General features: G+C 42.8%; 22 protein-coding genes. 16 read left to right on the forward strand and 6 right to left on the reverse strand.

The window, feature by feature from the left end; translation table 11 throughout:
* Nucleotides 1-34: 34 nt before the first annotated feature.
* Together infC and B3D47_RS00755 are read left to right on the forward strand one after the other, a co-directional pair.
* Nucleotides 35-532 carry a translation initiation factor IF-3 gene (gene infC, locus B3D47_RS00750; protein ID WP_004889910.1) on the forward strand — a complete coding sequence of 166 codons (498 nt, stop codon included), beginning with the start codon at nt 35-37 and terminating at the stop codon, nt 530-532.
* Between the two features lie 243 nt (nt 533-775).
* Nucleotides 776-1,447 carry an HAD hydrolase-like protein gene (locus B3D47_RS00755; protein ID WP_286859433.1) on the forward strand — a complete coding sequence of 224 codons (672 nt, stop codon included), beginning with the start codon at nt 776-778 and terminating at the stop codon, nt 1,445-1,447.
* A 48-nt stretch (nt 1,448-1,495) separates the two neighbouring features.
* Here B3D47_RS00755 and B3D47_RS00760 read toward each other — a convergent pair whose 3' ends face one another.
* Nucleotides 1,496-1,969 (reverse strand): Hsp20 family protein, encoded by a 474-nt coding sequence (locus tag B3D47_RS00760; RefSeq protein WP_004889904.1) that lies wholly within the window; start codon nt 1,967-1,969, stop codon nt 1,496-1,498.
* Between the two features lie 282 nt (nt 1,970-2,251).
* Between B3D47_RS00760 and B3D47_RS00765 the strand changes: the two genes are divergently transcribed.
* From B3D47_RS00765 to B3D47_RS00775, 3 genes are all read left to right on the forward strand, one after another.
* Entirely contained in the window at nt 2,252-2,872 is a 621-nt protein-coding gene (locus tag B3D47_RS00765; RefSeq protein ID WP_286859435.1) for a glutathione S-transferase N-terminal domain-containing protein, read from the forward strand.
* 75 nt (nt 2,873-2,947) lie between these two features.
* Nucleotides 2,948-3,238, forward strand: a complete 291-nt coding sequence (locus B3D47_RS00770; protein WP_048881470.1) for a hypothetical protein — start codon at nt 2,948-2,950, stop codon at nt 3,236-3,238.
* A gap of 17 nt (nt 3,239-3,255) precedes the next feature.
* Nucleotides 3,256-3,678, forward strand: coding sequence for a YqaA family protein (locus tag B3D47_RS00775; protein WP_286859437.1), 423 nt, complete (start codon nt 3,256-3,258; stop codon nt 3,676-3,678).
* A gap of 27 nt (nt 3,679-3,705) precedes the next feature.
* Here B3D47_RS00775 and B3D47_RS00780 read toward each other — a convergent pair whose 3' ends face one another.
* Nucleotides 3,706-4,446, reverse strand: coding sequence for a TonB family protein (locus B3D47_RS00780; protein WP_286859439.1), 741 nt, complete (start codon nt 4,444-4,446; stop codon nt 3,706-3,708).
* Nucleotides 4,447-4,857: 411 nt separating this feature from the next.
* On the opposite strand from B3D47_RS00780, the gene rpmI reads away from it, so the two are divergent.
* The 3 genes from rpmI (at nt 4,858) to B3D47_RS00795 (ending at nt 6,080) form a co-directional block, all read left to right on the forward strand.
* Entirely contained in the window at nt 4,858-5,052 is a 195-nt protein-coding gene (gene rpmI / locus B3D47_RS00785) for a 50S ribosomal protein L35 (protein WP_004278281.1), read from the forward strand.
* Nucleotides 5,053-5,063: 11 nt separating this feature from the next.
* Complete coding sequence (gene rplT / locus B3D47_RS00790) at nt 5,064-5,423, forward strand: 50S ribosomal protein L20 (RefSeq protein ID WP_004647525.1); 360 nt, start codon at nt 5,064-5,066, stop codon at nt 5,421-5,423.
* 78 nt (nt 5,424-5,501) lie between these two features.
* Nucleotides 5,502-6,080 carry an adenylate kinase gene (locus tag B3D47_RS00795; protein WP_286859441.1) on the forward strand — a complete coding sequence of 193 codons (579 nt, stop codon included), beginning with the start codon at nt 5,502-5,504 and terminating at the stop codon, nt 6,078-6,080.
* Here B3D47_RS00795 and B3D47_RS00800 read toward each other — a convergent pair.
* Nucleotides 6,077-7,099, reverse strand: coding sequence for a hypothetical protein (locus B3D47_RS00800; protein ID WP_163172061.1), 1,023 nt, complete (start codon nt 7,097-7,099; stop codon nt 6,077-6,079). The genes B3D47_RS00795 and B3D47_RS00800 overlap by 4 nt on opposite strands.
* A gap of 160 nt (nt 7,100-7,259) precedes the next feature.
* On the opposite strand from B3D47_RS00800, the gene pheS reads away from it, so the two are divergent.
* The 3 genes from pheS (at nt 7,260) to B3D47_RS00815 (ending at nt 11,052) form a co-directional block, all read left to right on the forward strand.
* Nucleotides 7,260-8,240, forward strand: coding sequence for a phenylalanine--tRNA ligase subunit alpha (gene pheS / locus B3D47_RS00805; RefSeq protein WP_004813006.1), 981 nt, complete (start codon nt 7,260-7,262; stop codon nt 8,238-8,240).
* A gap of 137 nt (nt 8,241-8,377) precedes the next feature.
* Nucleotides 8,378-10,759 (forward strand): phenylalanine--tRNA ligase subunit beta, encoded by a 2,382-nt coding sequence (gene pheT, locus B3D47_RS00810; protein WP_163172059.1) that lies wholly within the window; start codon nt 8,378-8,380, stop codon nt 10,757-10,759.
* Nucleotides 10,756-11,052, forward strand: a complete 297-nt coding sequence (locus B3D47_RS00815) for an integration host factor subunit alpha (protein ID WP_004813003.1) — start codon at nt 10,756-10,758, stop codon at nt 11,050-11,052. Before pheT ends, B3D47_RS00815 begins: the two co-directional genes overlap by 4 nt.
* A gap of 104 nt (nt 11,053-11,156) precedes the next feature.
* On the opposite strand, the gene B3D47_RS00820 is transcribed toward B3D47_RS00815, so the two are convergent.
* From B3D47_RS00820 to trxA, 3 genes are all read right to left on the reverse strand, one after another.
* The gene (locus B3D47_RS00820) at nt 11,157-11,444 is read right to left on the reverse strand and encodes a hypothetical protein (protein WP_004813000.1); all 288 of its coding nucleotides are present in this window, start codon (nt 11,442-11,444) and stop codon (nt 11,157-11,159) included.
* A gap of 412 nt (nt 11,445-11,856) precedes the next feature.
* Nucleotides 11,857-13,125 carry a transcription termination factor Rho gene (gene rho / locus B3D47_RS00825; RefSeq protein WP_004812998.1) on the reverse strand — a complete coding sequence of 423 codons (1,269 nt, stop codon included), beginning with the start codon at nt 13,123-13,125 and terminating at the stop codon, nt 11,857-11,859.
* A 328-nt stretch (nt 13,126-13,453) separates the two neighbouring features.
* Nucleotides 13,454-13,780 carry a thioredoxin gene (trxA, locus tag B3D47_RS00830; protein WP_004812997.1) on the reverse strand — a complete coding sequence of 109 codons (327 nt, stop codon included), beginning with the start codon at nt 13,778-13,780 and terminating at the stop codon, nt 13,454-13,456.
* A gap of 264 nt (nt 13,781-14,044) precedes the next feature.
* Here trxA and ppx point away from each other — a divergent pair, with 264 nt between their 5' ends.
* Genes ppx through B3D47_RS00855 form a run of 5 tightly spaced genes read left to right on the forward strand, consistent with a single transcriptional unit; the run spans nt 14,045 to nt 19,166 of the window.
* A complete protein-coding gene (gene ppx, locus B3D47_RS00835; protein WP_286859444.1) occupies nt 14,045-15,565 on the forward strand; it encodes an exopolyphosphatase in 1,521 nt (506 codons plus the stop codon).
* Nucleotides 15,566-15,595: 30 nt separating this feature from the next.
* Nucleotides 15,596-16,420, forward strand: a complete 825-nt coding sequence (locus tag B3D47_RS00840) for an acetyl-CoA carboxylase carboxyltransferase subunit alpha (protein ID WP_004812992.1) — start codon at nt 15,596-15,598, stop codon at nt 16,418-16,420.
* A complete protein-coding gene (gene tilS / locus B3D47_RS00845; RefSeq protein ID WP_082180215.1) occupies nt 16,357-17,730 on the forward strand; it encodes a tRNA lysidine(34) synthetase TilS in 1,374 nt (457 codons plus the stop codon). The genes B3D47_RS00840 and tilS overlap by 64 nt, the downstream gene beginning before the upstream one ends.
* A 2-nt stretch (nt 17,731-17,732) precedes the next feature.
* On the forward strand, nt 17,733-18,563 hold the full coding sequence (gene proC / locus B3D47_RS00850) for a pyrroline-5-carboxylate reductase (RefSeq protein WP_005221028.1): 831 nt from the start codon (nt 17,733-17,735) through the stop codon (nt 18,561-18,563).
* A gap of 33 nt (nt 18,564-18,596) precedes the next feature.
* Nucleotides 18,597-19,166, forward strand: a complete 570-nt coding sequence (locus B3D47_RS00855) for a YggT family protein (RefSeq protein ID WP_004889875.1) — start codon at nt 18,597-18,599, stop codon at nt 19,164-19,166.
* The last annotated feature ends 101 nt before the right edge of the window (nt 19,167-19,267 follow it).

Genomic DNA, 19,267 nt, shown 5'->3' on the forward strand with positions numbered 1-19,267 from the left:
TCAACAGGGCGGTAACAAATCAAACCGTCCTGCGTTGAATGATGAAATTCGTGCGAAAGAAGTCCGTCTTGTAGACGAAAATGGTGAGCAAAAAGGTATCGTAAGCTTAACTGAAGCTTTACGTGCAGCAGAAAGCGTAGAGCTTGATCTTGTAGAGATCGTAGCAAATGCTGAGCCACCTGTTTGTAAAATCATGGACTTTAACAAGCATTTGTTTGATCTTAAACAAAAGCAGAAAGAAGCGAAGAAAAAACAACATCAAGTACAGGTGAAAGAAATCAAGCTACGCCCTGGTACTGATGTAGGTGATTACAACGTAAAACTGCGTGCAATTATCAAGTTCCTTGAAGAAGGCAACAAGGTAAAAATCACGCTTCGTTTCCGTGGTCGTGAGATGGCTCACCAACAGTTGGGTCTGGCTCAATTACAAAAAATTGAAGCTGATGTAGCGGAAATTGGTGTAGTTGAACAGTCTCCAAAAATGGAAGGCCGTCAAATGGGTATGTTGCTTGGTCCTAAAAAGAAAAAGTAAGCACTCATTGAGCGAAAAAAGCCCTGCACTTGCAGGGCTTTTTTATTTTATAGCCATAAAATAGACAATCTAGTTTCTGCTATCAGTTTAAAGCCTAAAAAATAACTCAACTATGCCGCACATTATTTGTGTTGAAATAATTTTGATCAGGATTACAGTTATAAACATTACAAATATGAGTGAATATGAGTAGAGAAAAGATATATTTTTTAAACTTGGCATAAATTGCTGGATGACTGGCTTATGGCTTTTTTAAATAATCGCGTTGTACCGTATCAACTGGTCATTTTTGATATAGATGGTACTCTGGTTGATTCCTTTGAACAGTTTATCGAGTTGCTGAATTGCTTTGCTGGTAAATATCGCTATGCATTGATGTATAAAGATCAGGTCGAGCATTTAAGAGCTTTACCACCACGACAGATCCGTCAGGCACTCAATCTGTCAATATTTCAGACCTTTCGCTTAATGTATGACTGTAAACGGGAAATGCGTCGTAGTGGCAAGACTCCAGAATTATTTGAAGGCATTACGGATCTGCTTCACCATCTCAAACAGCAGGGAGTTCGCCTGGCAATTGTCACCTCAAATACTCCGAATAATTGCCGAAAGTATTTAGGTGCTGAACTGTTTCAGCTATTTGAGTGGGTCGAAAGCAATGCTTCAATTTATAGCAAAGCCAAACAGATTAGAAAAATCGTGCAGCAATCCAAATTGCATCCAGAACAGGTTATCTATATTGGTGACCAGATCATTGATATAGAATCAGCTCATCAGAATGGGATTATTGTCGCTGCCGTGACTTGGGGTTTTAATAGTGAATCTGCATTGGTGGCTCATCAGCCACATTACCTGATTCATAGCGTTCAGCAGTTAAAAAGTCTGTTATTAACTCCACAATCCAGACCGGCCTAAAAATAAAAAAAGGCCCCGAAGGGCCTTTTTAGAACATTTTATATATGCTTATTCCGCATTGACGGTTTTTTCAGTGACTTCTTCCGGATTTTCTAGCAATAACTTTTTGCCAATCGGAATTTGTCTTGGTAGTTTTTCTTCCGGAATTACACGCTGCAGGTCAATTACGAGTAGACCGTTAGCATAATCTGCCTGCTGTACTTCAATGTGTTCGTCTAAACGCAGTGATAGTTTGAAGGCACGACGGGCTATACCTTTATGTAGATACTCAGTACCTTCAATCTGAACAGCTTCAGGTTTTCCAGAAATTGTCAGCAAGCGATTTTCAAGAGAAATACTCAACTCTTCCTGGTTAAAACCGGCGGTGGCTACGACAATGCGGTAACGGTTTTCACCATGTTTTTCGATATTGTATGGTGGATAATTTGGCGCATCGCTTTGCATGGCATAATCAATGAAATCATTGAGGCGATCAAAGCCAATGCTGCGGCGGAATAATGGATGAAGATTGATATTACTCATTATTAGAACCTCCTGAGGTCAGCAAAGTTTTAAAAATAAGAAAACATTTCTGTCATGATGATCATCGACAGGGCAAAAGATGCATGGACCATCCTTATGCAGAAATAAATATGTGTTCAGACCGGAAATTTTCAAGAAAATTCAGTGAAATTTTTAAGAAAATTATATTAATTTACTGAAATTAAATTAAAAATTATTTTATTAAGCATTGCTTGTTGTTTTTGACCAGATCCATTATTTTGTTGGAACACCATAATAAAGGTGTATGGAGTATAGGCACGAATGATTGATGTATATTATTGGGGTACACCCAACGGTCATAAGATTACAATCGCATTAGAAGAAATGGGGCTGCCTTATCGGATCCTTCCAGTCAATATTCTGGAAAATGACCAGTTTCAGCCAGACTTTCTGGCAATCTCACCGAACAATAAAATTCCAGCTATTGTCGATCAGGATGGACCAGATCATCGATCGATTTCAATCTTTGAATCCGGTGCCATCTTGCAGTATTTGGGACGTAAAACCGGACTGTTTTATCCGAACGATGAAATTAAGCGGATTCAGGTGGAGCAATGGTTGATGTGGCAAATGGGTGGACTGGGCCCGATGCTGGGACAGAACCATCATTTTAGTCGTTTTGCTCCAGAGCGGATTCCTTATGCAACAGAGCGCTATGTGAATGAGACCAAGCGCTTGTATGGTGTGCTGGATAAACAATTGATTGGTCAGGACTATGTCACTGGCGAATATTCAATTGCTGATATGGCGATTTTCCCTTGGTTACTTCGTTATGAATGGCAAGGTATTGATCTGACGGATTATCCTGAAATCAGTCGTTATATTGAGCGTATGCAGGCACGTCCTGCGGTGCAAAAAGCATTAGCGATTCAGGTCAGTTAATCTGCGATTGTTATGTTAAGATGTACAAAAGTTATTAAAACCACCGATTCAGGTGGTTTTTTATTGGATATGAGCATGAAAGCATTTTTCCTGAACTTCACTCGAATTGTGGAAACCAATCCTCGAATTTACTGGAGCATTATCTTCGGTCTGGCTGCCTGTTTAGCCTTGTTTGTGGCTGAGATTGTGCATATTCAGCTGGTTATTAATGAGCTGAATACCAAGGATCAGAATGTATTGGCTGAGGCAATTTTGCCCTTGGCAACCAAATATAAATGGTCTCGTATCTTTGCAATCATACTCGCTCTTTTCTGGTCAAATATGGAATATCTGAAAGCTAAAAGACAGTTAAGACTGACACGCTAAACAGTCGGATCACTTAGATGGCATTACTGATTCTGTTTTTTTCTGCCTTTGGCGCGGCAACTTTATTGCCTTTGCAGTCAGAAGCGGTATTGTTAGGATTACTGGTCAATAGTAGCTATTCAGCATTTACTTTGATCGCTGTTGCCAGTGTAGGGAACATTCTCGGCTCTTGCGTGAATTGGTATTTAGGTCTAAGAATTGAGCAGTATAAAGGCCGGAAGTGGTTTCCAGCCTCTGAACAGCAGATGCAAAAAGCGCAAAGGAGCTACCAGAAATACGGTTATTGGACCTTGTTGCTGAGTTGGGTGCCCATGCTTGGTGATCCAATTACCTTAATTGCAGGATTGCTTAAGGAAAACTTTGCTCGATTCTTACTGATCGTGAGTATTGCGAAAATCGGACGTTATCTGTTTATTTACATGGTTTATAGCATGATTTAAAAAAAGAGGCTTGAAGCCTCTTTGGGTTTATTTACATTCATTCAGTTTAAACTGAATTTCATCCTTAAAGCTGGATGGTTTATACAACCATAGGGTACTTGCACGGCGTTTAGTACTGATTTGTGTACCTTTTAAGGCATTTGTTACTTGCTGATCTAATTGATAAATGCCTGAACCTTTTTTGATATTGACCTTTTTAATCTCGCCTTTGCGATTGGCTTTGATCTGAAACTCTACTGTTCGGTCATGTTCATTCAGTAAATCTGTATCAACGTTTAACTCAGTTTGGTTTACATACTGGAATTTAGTTTTTTGATGCTGCTGTTGTGCTTGCCAATTTTTAGAGTTGAAACTGTATTCGCAAAATTCCTGATCCTGGTCAGTCAGTTTCAGGTTAAACACCTGATAGCCAATGATCGGTAGTGCTGTTTTATTTTCAATATGTGGTCTAACTTCAGCAGATTTCACGGCATTAAGTAGTAGCTGATCCAGCTGCTGGTAACCGGTACTGTCCTGAATGGCAGCCTGTTTGATATGCCCCTGCTCGTTGGCATAGATACGTACCACCGCAGAACGGTCCTGACCTTTTAAATCTTCATTGCTATATTTTGGTTTGGGAAACTTGGTCCACTCAATGCGTGTCGTCAAATGTGTTGGCTGCACATCAATGGTCTGTGTGGGCAATTGCGGTGCTTTTTTTGTTGATGCGCTATAGCTTGCTGCAAAAGGGAAGCTCAACAACAGGGTCATACACAGAATACGTTTCATAAGTTTCGGTCTTGAATCAAGCAAAGAGGATGTTCAATTTTGAAGCGCAGTATTTCCTGAATTGGCAATACTGGCAAGTATCTCATTCAAAATAATTTATTTTTCTGCCTTATGAATATTGAAGGTGATAATTAAAAAATCATAATGAAGCCAAGCTATACATGTATTGCTGCAGGAGTCAGAAGTTTTTTTGTGAGAAAGATTCGTGAATTATAAAAACTTGGATTAGTCAGCTTGATATTTCATCGCGCAATATTTATGGGAAATAGGATTAAGTACCTGTCATCTATATTTTACTTTTAATACTGCTTTTGTTTTAAACAAAGATGCTTTAGAATATCGGCTCCCTTACCTGCAGGGCGTCTTTGCAATGGTGCAGACGTGCCGAACAGGTGTTCAAAAGAGGTTGTTATGCCTAAGATGAAAACTCGCCGTGGTGCAGCTAAACGCTTCAAAGCGACTGCTAACGGTTTTAAGCGTAAACAAGCGTTCAAACGCCACATTTTGACCAAAAAATCTGCTAAGCGTATTCGTCAATTGCGCGGCTGTGTAATGGTTCACGTAAGTGACGTTGCTTCAGTTCGTCGTATGTGCCCGTACATCTAAGGAGATTATAAATGGCTCGTGTAAAACGTGGTGTACAGGCTCATCGCCGTCACAAAAAAATTCTTGCTCGCGCTAAAGGTTACTATGGTGCTCGTTCACGCGTTTACCGCGTAGCGTTCCAGGCGGTAATCAAAGCTGGTCAATATGCTTACCGTGACCGTCGTCAGAAGAAACGTCAATTCCGTGCTCTATGGATTGCGCGTATCAACGCTGGTGCTCGTCAAAATGGTTTGTCGTACAGCCGTATGATCGCTGGCTTGAAAAAAGCTCAAGTGATTATCGACCGTCGCGTACTTGCTGACATCGCTATGCATGACGCAGTTGCGTTTGCAGCTCTAGCTTCTAAAGCTAAAGATGCATTGGCTGCATAAGTCTTTATGACTTAGAAAAAAGATCGCTTTTAGCGGTCTTTTTTTTTGTCTGATGAAAAAGTATAAGCTATTTAAAATATGACAAATGACTTAGTGCTGATGAATGAGAAAGATCAAGTACGAGATTTTCGTAGAATAAATGTGGTCGGCACCTCTGCCTCGGGAAAATCTACTTTTGCTCGCGCTTTAGCGACAAAATTAGGCCTCAGTTATATCGAGCTGGATAATTTATTCTGGCTGGATAACTGGCAGGAAACTGCGGATCAAGAGTTCTTTGATAAAATTCAAGCAGCCATCGATCAGGCCAAAGATGGCTATGTGATTGATGGTAATTATACCCGCAGTATTCCCGTCAAATGGGCTGAGATCGACAGTGTGATCTGGATTGATTTACCGTTCCATCTCAATCTATATCGTTCCATTAAAAGAGCCATACAGCGGACAATTAGCAAACAACCGCTTTGGTCAAACTCGAATAATACAGAAAGTTTCAGCCAGATGTTGAGTCGTGATTCCATCATCTGGTGGATGATTAAAACCCACCAAAAAAATCGTCAGCATTATTTAAAGTTGATGCATATGCCTGAATATCAGCATATCCACTGGATCAGATTAAGATCGCCCCGAGAAATTGACGCTTTTCTGGCACAGCATTAAAGTCCAAAATAATAACCAATCAAACAGATAATTACCGTAATAATAATCAGGGTAATAACGTTACCTGAATTGGATTTGGCAGCATCGTGAGGCTTATGTGCTTTAGATGGTTTGGTCACATGCTCGTCGGTAGTCATTCCTGCAAATGGATCAGCGCTGATTTTCGGACTCAGTTTTGCAGTCTTGTAGTGATTCGCGATTTTGACAATAAACTTCGCTTTCAGATCGTCGATTTTCTGCGCAAAATGGCGTAGGTCAAGCTGTTGGTCCGGTGTCAGCACTTCACCGTTTTCATGATAAGGATGCTGGATTTTAGCTTCGATTAGTTCTTCCAGCGCATCCAGACGGTACAGCATGTCATGGGCAAAGTCAGCTGTATAATCGGTTGGCAATAATGCCAGTCTATTACCGATAGCTATATCCACAGTAGAAGACACACCATAATAAGGTTGTCCAAGCTGAGCAGGTTGAACAAAACCTTGCGCAAATCTGGTATCAAATAATTCATGATCCATAAAGACCTGGATATCATCCCAGTTTGGCTGTTCCAGATCTGCCAGTACACGTCTGGCCAGTTTGCTGTTGAGTTCGTATTGCCAGAAGGTTTCATGACGTAGAGAAGATCGCTGTGTAACAGGCGCTTCATAATCATTATCTGCGGTATACCATTCTGGTAATTCCTTGCCAATAATCCAGGCATTTTTTTTCTGGGCTTCATGACTGACAATGAAATATTCAAATGGCAGCAGTTCAACATTTACATTGGGATTTTGCTCATCTTCAAGCAGGGTGGAGCGGTGCAGGCTTAGACGTTGTACGCCCTGTTTTTTCAAACCTTCCAGCCAGACTTGAAAATGCTGCGCTAAAAGATGCTGTGAAATCAGATCACGAAAGGCAAATTGATGCTGATTAAAGATGGAATGCTGAAGCCAGCGATTGAAACTTAAGTCCTGAGACAGGTACTCATTTCCATAAGTTACTAAAGTAAGTTGCTGTTTCCAAATTTGATCGATTGCCATAATGATTTGATCTAATTGATATCATGTTTATTTTATACTTTTTATTTTTACATCTGCCAATCTAATTTTCATTACATGCCATCTTCATCAACGTGCCTAAAAACTGTTAGAATACGGGGTTTTTTAAAAATATTTCTAACCTGTTGCTTTGAGAGTTACTATGTCACTGGAAGCCCTGACCACTGAAGCGCTCGCTGCGATTGCAGCAGCTCAAGACCTTGCTGCACTTGATCAAGTACGAGTGCAATTTACGGGGAAAAAAAGCCAGCTCGCGGAACAATCTAAGTCGCTGGGTAAAATGGATCCGGAACAACGTAAAGAATTCGGTGCAAAAATCCATGCTGTGCGTGAAGCGATTACAGCTGCACTGACAGCACGTCAGGCAGAACTGCATAAAGCTGCGCTGGAGCAGAAGCTTGCCAGCGAAACTATTGATATTACATTACCCGGTCGTGGCCAGCAGGTGGGCAGTATCCACCCAGTGACCCAAGTACAGGAACGTATCTGCCAGTTCTTTACCAAAGCAGGTTTTACAGTGGCAACTGGCCCGGAAGTTGAAGATGACTATCACAACTTTGAAGCCTTAAATATTCCAGGCCATCACCCTGCACGTGCCATGCACGACACGTTCTATTTTGATGTAAACCATTTGCTGCGTACGCATACCTCTGGTGTGCAGATTCGTACTATGGAAACGCAACAACCACCAATCCGTATCGTGTGTCCAGGTCGTGTATACCGTTGTGACTCGGATCAAACCCACTCACCAATGTTCCATCAGATCGAAGGTTTATACGTTGCTGAAAATACCAGCTTCGCTGAATTGAAAGGTTTGCTGGTCAATCTGCTCAACGAATTCTTTGAAAAAGACTTAAAAGTACGTTTCCGTCCATCTTATTTCCCATTCACAGAGCCAAGTGCAGAAGTGGATATTATGGATGAGCGTGGCAAATGGTTGGAAGTTCTGGGTTGCGGTATGGTGCATCCGAATGTATTACGTTCTGCTGGTATTGATCCTGACAAATACAAAGGCTTTGCATTTGGTCTAGGCGTTGAGCGTTTTGCAATGTTGCGTTATGGCATTAACGACTTGCGTATGTTCTACCAAAACGATGTGCGTTTCTTACGCCAGTTTGCTTAAAACTTTTTATTAAATCCTCTCCTAACCTCTCCTTTTTAAAAGGAGAGGGACTCCACGAAATCAGTGGGGGTTCTCCGCCTTTCTTAAAGGGGGAGTTAGGGGGGATTCTAGAGATTTGAATTACAGGTTTTATATCAATGAAAATTAGCGAAAATTGGCTACGCACATGGGTTAACCCAGCCATCGACAGCGAGAAACTTTCTAATCAATTGACCATGTTAGGTCTAGAAGTCGATGATTTATCTCCTGCCGCAAAACCATTTACAGGTGTAGTGGTTGGTGAAGTTCTGACTGTTGAACAGCACCCGGATGCAGACCGTTTACGTGTAACTACCGTGAATATCGGTTCAGGTGAACCACTCCAAATCGTGTGCGGTGCGCCAAACGTACGTGCAGGTATGAAAGCGCCAGTTGCTACCATTGGCGCGGTTTTGCCGGGCGATTTCAAAATCAAGAAGGGCAAACTTCGTGGGATCGAATCCCAAGGTATGCTGTGTGGTGCGTCTGAAATTGATTTAGAAGACAAAATTGATGGTCTTTTAGAATTACCAAACGATGCACCTGTGGGTGTCAACATTCGTGAATATTTAGACTTAGATGACAACGTGATTGACATCAGCATTACGCCAAACCGTGGTGACTGTTTCAGCATTCGTGGTATTGCACGTGAAATTGGTGTGATTAACCAATTGCCAGTGACTGCGCCAGAAATTCAAGAAGTGGCTGCAACCATTGCTGATGAAAAGAAAGTGGTGGTGTCGACTGAAGGCTGTCCACGTTACTTAGGTCGTGTGATCAAAAACGTCAACACCAAAGCGCCAACCCCTGAATGGATGGAACGTGCGCTTGCTCGTTCGGGTATCCGTCAGCACAGCATTTTGGTCGACATTACCAACTATGTATTGATCGAGCTGGGTCAACCGTTACACGCATTTGATGGTGGCAAGGTTCAAGGTGCAGTTCACGTTCGTCAAGCAACAGCCGGTGAAAAGCTGGTGCTGTTAAATGAACAGGAAGTTGAACTGAATGAAAAAGTGATGGTGATTGCAGATGATGAAAAAGCATTGGCGATTGCAGGCATCATGGGTGGTCTGTCTTCATCTGTAACGGATGCAACCACTGAGATCTTCCTGGAGTCTGCATTCTTTGCACCTTTACACATTGCAGGTCGTGCGCGTAGCTTCGGCTTACATACCGATGCTTCTCAGCGTTATGAGCGTGGTGTGGACTTTGAATTGCCAGTGATGGCAATGCACCGTGCGTCTCAGCTGATTGCTGAACTTGCAGGCGGTGAGTTTGGTCCAATTACAGTTGCAGAAAATCCAGCAGTATTGCCTAGACGTGAAGCAATTGAACTTGAACAGGCACAAGTAGATCAACTTCTGGGTTATAAAGTTGAATCAGACTTCATTACCGATGCGTTAACGCGTTTGGGCTGTGAAGTGACTGTGAAAGCAGAAGGTCAATGGTCTGTGGTACCACCGTCACACCGTTATGATATGGCAATCTACCAGGACTTGATCGAAGAAGTTGCACGTATTCATGGTTATGACAATATTCAAATCAGTTTGCCTGTGATTGATGTCAAACTTGCAAAATACCAGGATCAGTTCGAAGTGGCTCAGCTTCGTCAGACTGCGGTGACTTTGGGTTATCAAGAAGCGATCAGTTTTAGCTTTGCTGACTTGAAACTGGAAAAACAGCTCAACCCTGCAGTAAATCCATTAGCATTGGCAAACCCGATTTCAAGTGATTTAGCGGTAATGCGTTCAACCCTGTTATCAAGTTTGATTCCATGTGTGCAATATAACGTCAATCGTCAGCAAAACCGCGTACGTTTCTTTGAGCTGGGTCTGCGTTTTGATTATCAGGATGCTGCATCGATTCATGACCTGAAACAGATTCCAACTTTCGCCCTGATTGCGACTGGTTCACGTATCAATGAATCATGGCATGGTAAGCCACAGCCAATGGATTTCTTTGACTTTAAAGGTGATGTGGAAGAAATTCTGGCAGCAGCTCGTCTGAATGTTGAATATGTTCGTTCAGAGCGTGCATGGTTGCATCCTGGTCAATCTGCTGAAATTATGGTTAATGGCCAGTCGATTGGTTATTTAGGTCGTTTACATCCATCACTTGAAGATGAGCTGGATTTAGCAACCACTTGGGTCGCTGAACTCGATCAAAAAGCCGTTTTGCAAACTTATGTATCTAATTTTACAGAATTATCACGTTTTCCGTCGGTTCGACGTGATATTGCGCTTTTAATTAGTGATAAGATTAATGTTAGCGAAATTCAGAGACTTATCGAAAAGACTGGTGGTGAGCTCCTGGAGTCAAACTGGTTGTTCGATGTGTACACTGGACAAGGGGTAGAAGAAGGCAAGCGTTCTCTAGCATTTGCTCTTCTCTGGCAGCATCCAACCCGCACCCTGGAAGATGCTGAAATTAAATCAGGCATGGATAATATCCTGCAAGTGTTAGAAAACACTTATCAAGCGACATTGAGGGCTTCATGACAGCACTAACTAAAGCAGAGATGGCTGATCATTTAAGTGAGCTCACGAGTTTAAACCGTCGTGAAGCAAAACAAATGGTCGAATTGTTCTTTGATGAGATTAGCCAGGCGCTAATCTCGGGTGAGCAAGTCAAACTATCAGGTTTCGGTAATTTTGAGTTGCGTGACAAGCGTCAACGTCCAGGCCGTAATCCGAAGACTGGTGAAGAAATTCCGATTTCTGCACGCCGGGTCGTAACCTTCCGTGCGGGGCAGAAGTTCCGTCAGCGTGTGGGAACTGAGCAGGTCAATTGATCTGCTTTTTTTCTTGATAGAGATTGCCGGTAGAAATTTCGATTTTTATAGGCATAAAAAAAGAGAGCCAATGGCTCTCTTTTTCGTACTGAATAATCGTTAGATTATTGAGCAGCAGCTTCAGAAGCAGCAGTAGCGTCAGCAGCAGCGTCAGTAGCAACTGCAGCAGCAGCGTCAGCTTCAGCAACAGCAGCAGCGTCAGAAGCAGCAACTTCAGAAGTAGCTTCTACAGCAGCAGCGTCAGCAGCAGCTTCAGCTTCAGATGCAGCTTCTACAGCTTCAGATGCAGCTTGGTTAGCGTCAGCAGCAGCATCTTCAGTTTTTTTAGCACAACCAACGAAAGCTAAAGTAGTAGCAACTGCAGCAGCAATAGCGATTTTTTTGAATAACATGGCATCACTCTCTAAAAATTGAGATTAAAAAAAACCGACGTTAGCCTGTTATGTGCTTTTATTATTCCTAATTTTGTTAGGTACTAACAACGCAGGAGCAGTCTAACTGGTCTGCAAATATGCTATCACTGCGCATTTTTAATTGCTACAGGGCAAGTTCAAAAAAGTGCAAAAAACGCATGAAATTCATGGTTTTTTTAACAGAAAATAACAATTAAAGGAAAGACTTATATGGGGTAAAGGCGATTTAAACCTCTAAAACTTATACAATTTTTCTTACCATTATTTTATTAATCATAAACTTGCAAATAAGTTTACAAATCATCATGGACTTTGTTTCTTTGTGTAATCAATGTCAACCCAAATAAAAAAGGTCATCGTTTTAGATGACCTTTCTATAATTTTTGAGGACTTAGTTAGATGCCTTGCGCTTCATCTGATCGAAGAAGTCATCATTGGTCTTGGTTTCTTTCATGCGATCAAGCAGGAATTCCATTGCCGCCAGTTCGTCCTGGGTATGCAAAAGCTTACGCAGAATCCAGACTTTACGCAGATTATCTTCTGACATCAGACGTTCTTCACGACGGGTACCCGATTTCTTGATGTTCATTGCAGGGAATACACGTTTCTCAGCAATGCGACGATCAAGCGTGATTTCCTGGTTACCTGTACCTTTGAATTCTTCGTAGATCACTTCATCCATTTTACTGCCGGTTTCAATCAATGCAGTAGAAATAATGGTCAGTGAACCGCCTTCTTCGATATTACGAGCCGCACCGAAGAAACGTTTTGGACGTTCAAGTGCATGTGCATCCACACCCCCTGTCAATACCTTACCAGATGAAGGAATTACAGTGTTGTACGCACGTGCCAGACGGGTAATTGAGTCAAGCAGAATCACTACGTCTTTTTTATGTTCAACCAGACGTTTGGCTTTTTCAATTACCATTTCAGCCACTTGTACGTGACGCGCCGGAGATTCATCAAAGGTTGAAGCGATAACTTCACCACGAACCGTACGTTCCATTTCCGTTACTTCTTCAGGACGTTCGTCAATCAGCAGTACAATCAGGAAACATTCAGGGTTGTTACGAACAATTGACTGTGCAATGTTTTGCAGCAACATGGTTTTACCGGCTTTCGGGGGTGCAACGATAATAGAACGCTGACCTTTACCGATTGGGGCAACCAGATCGACTACACGAGCTGTCAAATCTTCAGTGGTACCATTACCCAATTCCATGACCAATTGCTCAGTTGGGAATAACGGGGTTAAGTTTTCAAACAGAATCTTGTTGCGAGAGTTCTCAGGTGTGTCGTAGTTAATCTGGTTCACTTTTAGAAGTGCAAAATAACGTTCACCTTCTTTCGGTGGGCGAATGGTACCAGTAATAGTATCGCCTGTACGAAGGTTAAAACGACGGATCTGGGAAGGGCTGACATAGATGTCATCGGGACCTGCCAGATAAGAGCCTGCCGCAGAGCGTAAGAAGCCAAAACCATCTGACAGAATTTCCAAAACGCCATCACCAAAAATCTCTTCACCATTCATCGCATGGCGCTTTAAGATGGCAAAAATAATGTCTTGCTTGCGGTTACGGGCCATGCCTTCTAGGCCCATAAACTCGGCAATCTTGATGAGTTCGCCAATCGGTTTTTTCTTGAGTTCGGTTAAATTCATAGGTGGTCGGATAGAATCAAAGTTCTGAGGTACAGGTTAGAAAGGGAGTAACATTCGGCCGCATACAAGCATTCAAACGACAGCAATTGAATTTGCACAAGAACAATTCAGAGGTTTGTTTGATTGTTTCAAAGAGAAATGTGAAAAAACAATTTCTATTGCCGAGCGGCATCTTATGTATTGTGTCTTGTAAGAAATTGACAGGATTTAGTATTCCTGATCTCTTGAATGAGCAATATAAGAGAGAAACAGGCGTTTGTCAATTTATTCTGGGCGAAAAAAATACGCGATATCTGATCACGTATTTTTATCTTTAAAACAGCGTTGATTAAATGTTTTCTTCAATGAACGCTGTTAATTTAGATTTAGGTGCTGCACCAACTTGAGTCGCAACCACTTCACCATTTTTGAACATCAATAAAGCTGGGATATTACGAATGCTATAGTTCACTGCAGTGGCTTCGCAAGAAGTCACATCAACTTTTACGATTTTTACTTTACCTTGGTATTCGTCAGCAAGTACTTCCAGTACAGGAGCAATTGCTTTACATGGCGCACACCAGCCAGCCCAGAAGTCAACCAATACAGGAACGTCTGATTGAAGAACGTCTGCTTCGAAGTTTGCGTCAGTAGTATTTACGATGTTGCCAGACATGGAGTGCTCCAGAAAATAATTTTTTAAAGATGGCTATAATTCTTAGTATTACATAGCCTTCTTTAACAATGTAGGGGAATATGCAAATTTTCAACCTATATTGTCAATTTGTCTAATGGATGATCACGATAGAGATAATCGTGTAACACAATTGTCACATAGAAAGAAAAAACTAAAAGGGATTAAATTGTCGATACAAATGGCTTTTAAATTGCATGGTTGTGAATTACTCTAAGCACAATTCGTTAAAGGTTTATTTCTGGAATGTCTGACTTTTTGATTGATGAAGAATTACTTGCCGCCATCGATATGGGATCAAACAGCTTTCATTTGGCCATTGCTCGAGTGGACCACGGCGAAGTCAAGAAAGTGGCATCAATGTCAGAAAAAGTTCAGCTTGCAGCAGGCCTGGACGAAAATAAGAATTTGACTGAAGCTGCGCAGCAACGTGGTCTAGCCTGTCTGGCACGCTTTGTGGGGCGTTTGGGTTCGGTTCAGCCCAACCGTTTACGTATCGTGGCGACCAATGCCTTACGTCAGGCAAAAAATGGCCATGAATTTATTCAAAAGGCAGCAGAAATTTTACCGAAACCCATCGAAATTATTGCAGGTCGAGAAGAAGCCCGCCTGATCTATTTAGGTGTATCACATACCATGGCCAATAGTGGCCGTCGTCTGGTAGTAGATATTGGTGGCGGTTCAACTGAACTGATTATTGGTGAAGAATTTGAACCGATTCATACCGAATCCGTGCAGATGGGTTGTGTTGCCTTTACCAAAGCTTATTTTGAAGATGGCGATATTAATCAAAAGGCCTTTGATAAAGCTGTCACGGCGGCACGTAAAGAAATTTCCGGTATTGCCAATACCTATAAAGCAGCAGGTTGGGATGCTGTGGTTGGTTCGAGTGGCACCATCAAAGCCTGCCGCCAGATCTGTGTCAATATGGGCTGGAGTAACGAGCGCGAGGAGTTGACGCGTGAAGGCCTGGAAAAAATCAAAGATAAATTACTCAAATATAAACATGTCACGGACATGGAGTTTGAAGGCCTTAAAGAAGACCGCCGTGCGGTGTTGCCAGCAGGAATTGCCATTCTGTATGCCGTCTTTGATGTTCTGAATATTGGTTATCTGACCTATTCTGACGGGGCATTACGTGAAGGCGTGATGTATGACCTACTCGGGCGTTTCCAGCACGAGGATATCCGTGACCGTTCTGTGCATGCCTTGATGGGGCGTTATAATGCTGATGCCAAACAGGCAGAACGTGTGGTAAAAACCGCGCAAAAACTGTTTGATGATGTGAAACAACCTTTAGCTTTAAATAGCGAAGACAGTGATCTGTTACGTCGTGCAGCTTATCTGCATGAAATTGGTCTGGCGATCAGTCATAGTGGTTATCATCGTCATGGGGCTTATTTGTTACAGCACTCGGACATTGCCGGTTTCTCGCAAGTCGACCAGAATCATCTGTCACATTTGGTCGCACATCATCGTCGTAAATTGCGCGCTGATGCCAGGATAGATGTCAACAAAGTCGGTGGTTCTCGACTTTTGTACCTGTGTTTACTGCTTCGTCTGGCGGTTTTGGTCAATCATAGTCGTAGCGATGAGATGCTTCCTGCCATTGAACTGAAGGTGAAGAATGCGCAACAATGGCAACTCAGCGTAGCCGGTGATGCCCGACAATGGCCTTTACTGGTGGCTGAACTGCATGATGAACAGGTGCAGTTTAGGAATTGGGAAATTGATCTCGCAATTCAGTCTGAACAATTTGTTGATTAACACCTTTATAGGGATGAAAACGGTTAACCTATGAAAAATAAAGCGACTCCATCAAAAGCATGGAAGACCGTGCAAATTGCACGTCATCCAGAACGTCCACAATTCCTGGACTACGTGGGTGAAATATTCACTGAATTTGATGCTTTACATGGTGACCGTCTCTATGGTGATGATGGTGCAATGATTGGTGGTCTGGCGCGTTTTGACGGTCAGCCTGTGATGATTGTTGGTCAGCACCGTGGCCGTAGTACCCGTGAAAAATTACAGCATAACTTCGGGATGGCGAATCCTGAAGGTTACCGTAAGGCACAACGCCTGCTCGATATGGCAGAGCGTTTTAATCTGCCTGTATTTACCTTTATTGACACGATGGGCGCTTATCCAGGCGTAGGCGCAGAAGAGCGTGGTCAGGCTGAAGCGATTGCTACAAGTCTGGCACAGTTGTCTAACCTGAAAGTACCTGTGATTGCGACTGTACTGGGTGAAGGTGGTTCTGGTGGTGCACTGGGGATTGGGGTGGCAGACCGTGTGGTGATGTTATCTCATAGTATCTATTCTGTGATTTCACCAGAAGGCTGTGCATCGATCCTGTGGAAAACTGCGGACAAAGCTGAACAAGCCAGTGAAGCACTGGCACTGACTGCGGAAAAACTGCAGCATATGGGTATTGTGGAATATGTAGTAGATGAAGGTGAAGGCGCTCATTTAAATCCTGATCAGGTAATGCAAGACCTGAAAGCAGTACTGAAAGAAGCGCTGAATGAACTGCAACCGATGGAAGCCGAGGCACGATGCGAAGCACGTTACCAGCGTTTAATGAAGTTTGGCAGCGACAATTTAGGTCTGGTTTCTTAAAACAGCTGCAGGACTTTCCTGCAGAAACAAAATTTCTCATCGGATGCAGTGGCGGCGTGGATTCCATGCTGTTACTGCATCTGATGTTTTTTTTGTGCCCGGAAAAAATCCGTGCGATTTATGTCGATCATCAGCTGCAAAGTGGTAGCGCTGAATGGGGCAGATTTGTTCAGCATGAATGCCAAAAGCTGAGTATCCCCTGTATTGTCCAGCCAGTTATTGTGGCACAAGGTAATCTGGAAAATCAGGCCCGGGAAGCACGTTATCAGGCCTATCTGAAGCATCTACAGCCCAATGAAATTCTAGTTCTTGCGCATCATCAGCAGGACCAGGCAGAAACACTGATGCTGCGTTTACTATCTGGGGCCGGAGTCGATGGTCTGTCTGCCATGAAGCGGGTAGATATACGAGAAGATTTAACCATCTGGCGTCCACTTTTGGATATTTCTCGTGAGCAGATTTGCCAATGGGCCGCTGACCTGAATATTCAGAATATTGAAGATCCGAGCAATCAGAATAATGATTATGATCGTGCCTGGGCACGTCAGATTTTGTGGCCGCTATTAAGTGAGCGCTTCCCAAAAATGCAGGCAGCTTTAGCCCGAACCACGGATCTGATGCAGGATGCTCAGGAAATCTTGCAGGATGTGTTGCGACAAGATACAGACGTTTGTATCCAAGATAATATTTTAGACTTATCTAAATTTTCTGAACTGTCTTTAGCACGCCAGCGCCAGCTGCTATCTAACTGGATGAAAGGGGGGGGACAGTATCGGCCTACACTGGATATGGTACAGCGCTTGCAACGTGAAGTCATTCATGTCCGTGCAGATGCCCAGGCGGCTTTGCATTGGCAAGGTTTTTATTATGTGCGTTATCAGCAGCTGGTCTATAAGCTCAGTAAAGAAATTTATCTGGCAGGTCAACAGCCATTTTCTGGCGAACAGCAGATGATTTTCAGACTTCAGGATCGTATTGATTTGCCTTCAGGACAGTTTCAGATTCGGTCTGCGGCAATCGGTTTATCATTGGATTTATTGAATCAGCACTTGAAACTGACACAGCGCCAAGGTGGCGAAAAGATTCATTTATGTGGACGTGTCGGTTCTTGGCCACTGAAAAAAGCCATTCAGGATGCGCAAATATTTCCATGGATGCGGCATACAATTCAAATATTAAGCATAGATGATGTTATGCTAGGCGTGTTTACGCCCAAAGGATTTTGGTTGGCTGAATCTGCCTATTGTGAGGTGGAGGGGTGGCAGCCAATTTCAGTCTCTTCAATTTCAGAACACAAAGACGAGCATTAAAAATGAGTGCAGCTTTAAATTGTAATATCAGTTTCATTGGTGGTGGTAACATGGCTCAAGCCTTAATTGGTGGCTTGATTGCACGTGGTTTGCCGGCAACCCGTATTACAGTTTCTGATCCAGTCGAAAAAGTGCGTCTACTGCTTGCTGAAAAAGAAGTGAATGTTACTGATGATAATATTGCTGCAATCAAACATGCCGATATTGTGCTATTTGCGGTGAAGCCACAGGTGCTAGCGGATGTGCTTAAACCGCTGCAAGGTTTGTTGGACGGTAAATTGGTTATTTCCATTGTAGCAGGTGCTGAAATTGCGACTTTGTCTAGCTTACTTGGTACCGATCGTATTGTTCGTGTGATGCCAAATACACCAGCATTAGTACAGACTGGCGCGCATGGTTTATTCGCCAATGCAGACATGAGTACAGCAGACCGTGAGCTGGCGAGTCAGGTTTTAGCTTCAACTGGCCTGACAATTTGGGTAAACTCTGAAGCGCAAATTGATGCTGTAACGGCGGTTTCTGGCTCAGGTCCGGCTTATTTCTTCTATATGATGGAAAGCATGATCCGCGCAGGTGTGAATCTGGGGCTAGATGAGAAAGTGGCGACTGCATTGACCTTGCAAACTGCATTAGGTGCAGCGCAAATGGCAATTACCAGTGCAAATACACCAGCTGAATTACGTAAAAATGTGACTTCACCGAATGGTACGACTCAGGCTGCACTTGAAGTCTTTGATCAGGCCCAGATTTCTCAAAACATTCAGGCAGCTCTGGCTGCTGCTGCAAAACGCAGTCAGGAGCTCGCTCAAGAGCTTAGCGACAGCAGTAAGTAAATTTTCAAATTTAATATTTAGGAACCTTCAGGTATGGGTGCAAATTCTGCGCTAATTTTTGGCATTATCATTAACGTCGCAATTTTGCTCGTATTCTTCCGCTTTTTAATGCAGTTGGCTTCGGTGAGTCCTTACAATCCGGTGGTACTTTCAACTGTAAAGGCCACCAAGATTGTAGATGTGTTTAGTCGTATTCTGCCAACTCTGGCGAAGGGTCGGGTAAATACTGCCGCGCTGGCATTATTAGTGGTGCTGTATTTGCTGAAAATTTTTGGCATGATGTATCTTTCTGGTGGTATGCCAAATGGTCCAATTCATCTGTTAATACTGACTTTTGTGACCATGATTCAGGACCTGATCCGTTTCTGTCGTTATCTGATTTTCGCGACCATCATTTTGAGCTGGGTAGTGATGTTTACTCAATCCCGTTCGCCTTATATTGAAGTGGTTCAGGAACTGGCAGAGCCATTATTGGCACCCTTCCGTCGTATCATGCCGAATATCGGTATGATCGACCTGTCTCCAATTCTGGCGATTCTGGCACTGATGGTGGTTGATCTGATCATGCGTGAAGTGGCCATGGTGTTGTTGACTGGTTTCTAAGATTTAAGAATATAAAAAAGGACGCTTAGGCGTCCTTTTTTATTTATTATAAATTTCAAAAGAGGTTTTACCTCTTCCTACCTTCTCCTGAGAGGAGAGGT

Source organism: Acinetobacter sp. UBA3461 (genome assembly GCF_002381195.1).
GTDB lineage: Bacteria > Pseudomonadota > Gammaproteobacteria > Pseudomonadales > Moraxellaceae > Acinetobacter > Acinetobacter schindleri.

What these genes read in the sequence shown, in the direction of transcription:
- B3D47_RS00755 (WP_286859433.1), top strand. Translation starts at nt 776, where the DNA reads ATGGCTTTTTTAAATAATCGCGTTGTACCGTATCAACTGGTCATTTTT.
- B3D47_RS00760 (WP_004889904.1), bottom strand. Translation starts at nt 1,969, where the DNA reads ATGAGTAATATCAATCTTCATCCATTATTCCGCCGCAGCATTGGCTTT.
- B3D47_RS00765 (WP_286859435.1), top strand. Translation starts at nt 2,252, where the DNA reads ATGATTGATGTATATTATTGGGGTACACCCAACGGTCATAAGATTACA.
- B3D47_RS00770 (WP_048881470.1), top strand. Translation starts at nt 2,948, where the DNA reads ATGAAAGCATTTTTCCTGAACTTCACTCGAATTGTGGAAACCAATCCT.
- B3D47_RS00775 (WP_286859437.1), top strand. Translation starts at nt 3,256, where the DNA reads ATGGCATTACTGATTCTGTTTTTTTCTGCCTTTGGCGCGGCAACTTTA.
- B3D47_RS00780 (WP_286859439.1), bottom strand. Translation starts at nt 4,446, where the DNA reads ATGAAACGTATTCTGTGTATGACCCTGTTGTTGAGCTTCCCTTTTGCA.
- rpmI (WP_004278281.1), top strand. Translation starts at nt 4,858, where the DNA reads ATGCCTAAGATGAAAACTCGCCGTGGTGCAGCTAAACGCTTCAAAGCG.
- rplT (WP_004647525.1), top strand. Translation starts at nt 5,064, where the DNA reads ATGGCTCGTGTAAAACGTGGTGTACAGGCTCATCGCCGTCACAAAAAA.
- B3D47_RS00795 (WP_286859441.1), top strand. Translation starts at nt 5,502, where the DNA reads ATGACAAATGACTTAGTGCTGATGAATGAGAAAGATCAAGTACGAGAT.
- B3D47_RS00800 (WP_163172061.1), bottom strand. Translation starts at nt 7,099, where the DNA reads ATGGCAATCGATCAAATTTGGAAACAGCAACTTACTTTAGTAACTTAT.
- pheS (WP_004813006.1), top strand. Translation starts at nt 7,260, where the DNA reads ATGTCACTGGAAGCCCTGACCACTGAAGCGCTCGCTGCGATTGCAGCA.
- pheT (WP_163172059.1), top strand. Translation starts at nt 8,378, where the DNA reads ATGAAAATTAGCGAAAATTGGCTACGCACATGGGTTAACCCAGCCATC.
- B3D47_RS00815 (WP_004813003.1), top strand. Translation starts at nt 10,756, where the DNA reads ATGACAGCACTAACTAAAGCAGAGATGGCTGATCATTTAAGTGAGCTC.
- B3D47_RS00820 (WP_004813000.1), bottom strand. Translation starts at nt 11,444, where the DNA reads ATGTTATTCAAAAAAATCGCTATTGCTGCTGCAGTTGCTACTACTTTA.
- rho (WP_004812998.1), bottom strand. Translation starts at nt 13,125, where the DNA reads ATGAATTTAACCGAACTCAAGAAAAAACCGATTGGCGAACTCATCAAG.
- trxA (WP_004812997.1), bottom strand. Translation starts at nt 13,780, where the DNA reads ATGTCTGGCAACATCGTAAATACTACTGACGCAAACTTCGAAGCAGAC.
- ppx (WP_286859444.1), top strand. Translation starts at nt 14,045, where the DNA reads ATGTCTGACTTTTTGATTGATGAAGAATTACTTGCCGCCATCGATATG.
- B3D47_RS00840 (WP_004812992.1), top strand. Translation starts at nt 15,596, where the DNA reads ATGAAAAATAAAGCGACTCCATCAAAAGCATGGAAGACCGTGCAAATT.
- tilS (WP_082180215.1), top strand. Translation starts at nt 16,357, where the DNA reads ATGCGAAGCACGTTACCAGCGTTTAATGAAGTTTGGCAGCGACAATTT.
- proC (WP_005221028.1), top strand. Translation starts at nt 17,733, where the DNA reads ATGAGTGCAGCTTTAAATTGTAATATCAGTTTCATTGGTGGTGGTAAC.
- B3D47_RS00855 (WP_004889875.1), top strand. Translation starts at nt 18,597, where the DNA reads ATGGGTGCAAATTCTGCGCTAATTTTTGGCATTATCATTAACGTCGCA.